General features: G+C 72.7%; 2 protein-coding genes. One reads left to right on the forward strand and one right to left on the reverse strand.

Annotated elements, in window-relative coordinates:
- Positions 1–67: 67 nt before the first annotated feature.
- The gene (locus tag HW445_RS24685) at positions 68–1,492 is read right to left on the reverse strand and encodes an MFS transporter (protein ID WP_180223141.1); all 1,425 of its coding nucleotides are present in this window, start codon (positions 1,490–1,492) and stop codon (positions 68–70) included.
- A 248-nt stretch (positions 1,493–1,740) separates the two neighbouring features.
- On the opposite strand from HW445_RS24685, the gene HW445_RS24690 reads away from it, so the two are divergent.
- The coding region (locus tag HW445_RS24690; protein WP_308799835.1) for a geranylgeranyl reductase family protein at positions 1,741–2,945 on the forward strand (1,205 nt) is incomplete at its 3' end.

Raw genomic sequence — 2,945 nt, forward strand, 5'->3', positions numbered from 1 at the left:
CGGGGCAGGAAAGGACGGCGCCCGCCCCCTCGTGCGAAGGGGACGGGCGCCGTCGGGGCCGTGCGGGTCAGACCGTCGCGGAGACGGCCGGAGCGGGCTCGCCGGAGTCCTCGGCGGCCGGGGTCTCGCCCTCCTCCAGGGCGACGTCCTTGGTCTCCTTGCCGAGCAGCAGGGCGATCAGCGTCAGCACGCCCATGGCGGAGAGGTAGACGCCCACCAGCCACGGCGAGCCGTCACCGGCCTCCCACAGGGCCACCGCGATGAACGGGGCGACCGCGGCGCCCAGGATCGAGCTGACGTTGTAGGAGATGCCGGAGCCGGTGTACCGGACACTGGTCGGGAACAGCTCGGGCAGCAGCGCGCCCATCGGGCCGAAGGTCATGCCCATCAGCGAGAAGCCCAGCACCAGCCACAGCACCACGCCCAGCGTGCCCAGGCCGATCAGCGGCATCCAGGCCAGGCCGAAGACCACGATGCCGGCGGTGACGGCGATCAGCGTGCCGCGGCGGCCGTACTTGTCGGCCAGCGGGCCGGAGATCAGGGTGAAGGCGGCGAAGAACAGCACACCGAAGATCAGCATCAGCACGAAGGTGGTGTAGCTGTACCCGAGGCCCGGGACGGCGGCGTCCGTCGGGGTGCGGCCGAAGCTCAGCGAGAAGGTCGTCATCAGGTAGAAGAGGACGTACGTCGCGAGCATGATGAACGTGCCCAGGACCAGCTGCTTCCAGTGGCCGCGGAAGACGGTGGCCAGCGGCAGCTTGCGGACCAGGCCCGCGTCGCGGGTCTTGGCGAAGACGGGCGACTCCACCAGTCGCATCCGCACCCACAGGCCGATCGCGACCATCACCGCGGAGAACAGGAACGGGATCCGCCAGCCCCAGCTGAGGAACGCCTCGGAGGGCTGCGAGGGGTCGGCGCCGGCGGAGGACGGCAGCACCGCGCCGATGATGAGGAACAGGCCGTTGCCGATGATGAAGCCGAGCGGGGCGCCCAGCTGCGGGAAGGTGCCGAACAGGGCCCGCTTGCCCTTCGGCGCGTTCTCGGTGGCGATCAGCGCGGCACCGCTCCACTCACCGCCCAGCGCGAAGCCCTGGGCCAGCCGCATCACCACCAGCAGCGCGGTGGCGACCCAGCCGATCTGCGCGTAGGTGGGCAGCACACCGATCAGGAAGGTCGCGATGCCCATGGTGAGCAGCGAGGCCACCAGCGTCCCCTTGCGGCCGAGCCGGTCGCCGAGGTGACCGAAGACCATCGCGCCGATCGGGCGGGCGACCATCGCCGCGCCGAACACGGCGAACGACGAGAGCAGCGCGGTCGTCGGGTCGTCGCTCGGGAAGAAGAGCGTCGGGAAGACCAGGACGGCGGCGGTCGCGTAGATGTAGAAGTCGTAGAACTCGATCGTGGTGCCGATGAGGCTGGCGATGAGAACGCGCGACCGCGAATTGGCGGGCGTCGGGGCGGAGCCTGTGGGGGCGGGGGCTGCTTCGGGCATGTCGTTCTCTCGGGTCTTTCGCACGAGGGGGAAGGCCACCGGCGCCGTCGTCGGCGGCCCGCGCGGCGGAGCGCGTCGTTCCGGTGGAAGGGTGCGTTCCGCTCTGCCCCTGCACGATCTCATGGTCGTCTCATTTAACGGCAATGCTGTCTCGTGATGTGAGACCCGGTGTCGGCTGCCGGGCAGCTCCCGGCGGGACGGCGACGGGGTCCTTCGGCCGTCACGGAGCGGGATGGGAGGATGACCCCGTGACTCTCCCGACCTCCGTGGACGTCCTCGTCGTCGGCGCCGGCCCGGCCGGCTCCTCCGCCGCAGCCTGGCTGGCCCGCTCCGGCAAGGACGTCCTGCTCACCGACGCCGCGACCTTCCCCCGTGACAAGACCTGCGGCGACGGCCTCACCCCGCGGGCCGTCGCCGAGCTGGTCCGCCTCGGGCTGGAGGACTGGCTGCGCACGCACACCGTCAACCAGGGCCTGCGCGCCCACGGCTTCGGGCAGACCCTGCACCTGCGCTGGCCCGGTGGCTCGCTGCCCGACTGGGGCTCCGCCGTCCCCCGCACCGAACTCGACGACCACCTGCGCACCGTGGCCATGAAGAGCGGGGCGGCCGCCCAGGACGGCGTCCGCGCACTGGACGCCGTCATGGAGGGCGGACGCGTGCGGGGCGTGCGGTTCCGGGTGGGCAGGGGCGAGGACGCGCCGGTCGAGACGGTGCTCTGCCGCCGCCTGGTGGTCGCCGACGGGGTGCGCTCCCCGCTCGGCAAGGCGCTCGGGCGCGAGTGGCACCGCGACACGGTGTACGGCGTGGCCGGCAGGTCGTACGTCGCCTCCGACCGGTCGGACGACCCGTGGATCAGCAGCCACCTGGAGCTGCGGGACGAGAAGGGCGCCGCGCTCGCCGGCTACGGCTGGATCTTCCCGCTCGGCAACGGCGAGGTGAACCTCGGCGCGGGCACCCTCGCCACCGCCAGGCGGCCCGCCGACGTCGCGATCAAGCCGCTGATGCGGCACTACGCGCAGCAGTGCCGGGACGGCTTCGGCCTGCGCGGCGAACTGCGCGCCGAGACCTCCGCCCTGCTGCCGATGGGCGGCGCCGTCTCCGGGGTCGCCGGGCCCAACTGGGCACTGATCGGCGACGCCGCGGGCTGCGTGAACCCGCTCAACGGCGAGGGCATCGACTACGGCCTGGAGACCGGGCGGCTGATCGCCGACGTCCTCCAGGAGCACGACGACCTGTCGGCGGTGTGGCCCGACGTCCTGCGCGGCCACTACGGCGAGGCCTTCTCCGTCGCCCGGCGGCTGGCCGGCCTGGTGACCGTGCCGCGCCTGCTGCCCGCCCTCGGCCCGGTCGGCATGCGCTCCCAGCTGCTGATGCGGCTGGCGCTGCGGTGGATGGGCAACCTGGTGACCGAGGAGGACCGCGACGCGGCAGGCCGCCTCTGGCGCTGGGCGGG

The organism is Streptomyces sp. UH6 (assembly GCF_013421635.1).
Lineage (GTDB): Bacteria > Actinomycetota > Actinomycetes > Streptomycetales > Streptomycetaceae > Streptomyces > Streptomyces abyssomicinicus.

Excerpts from the sequence above, each read along its gene's own strand:
- HW445_RS24685 (WP_180223141.1), bottom strand. The coding sequence starts at position 1,492 with ATGCCCGAAGCAGCCCCCGCCCCCACAGGCTCCGCCCCGACGCCCGCC.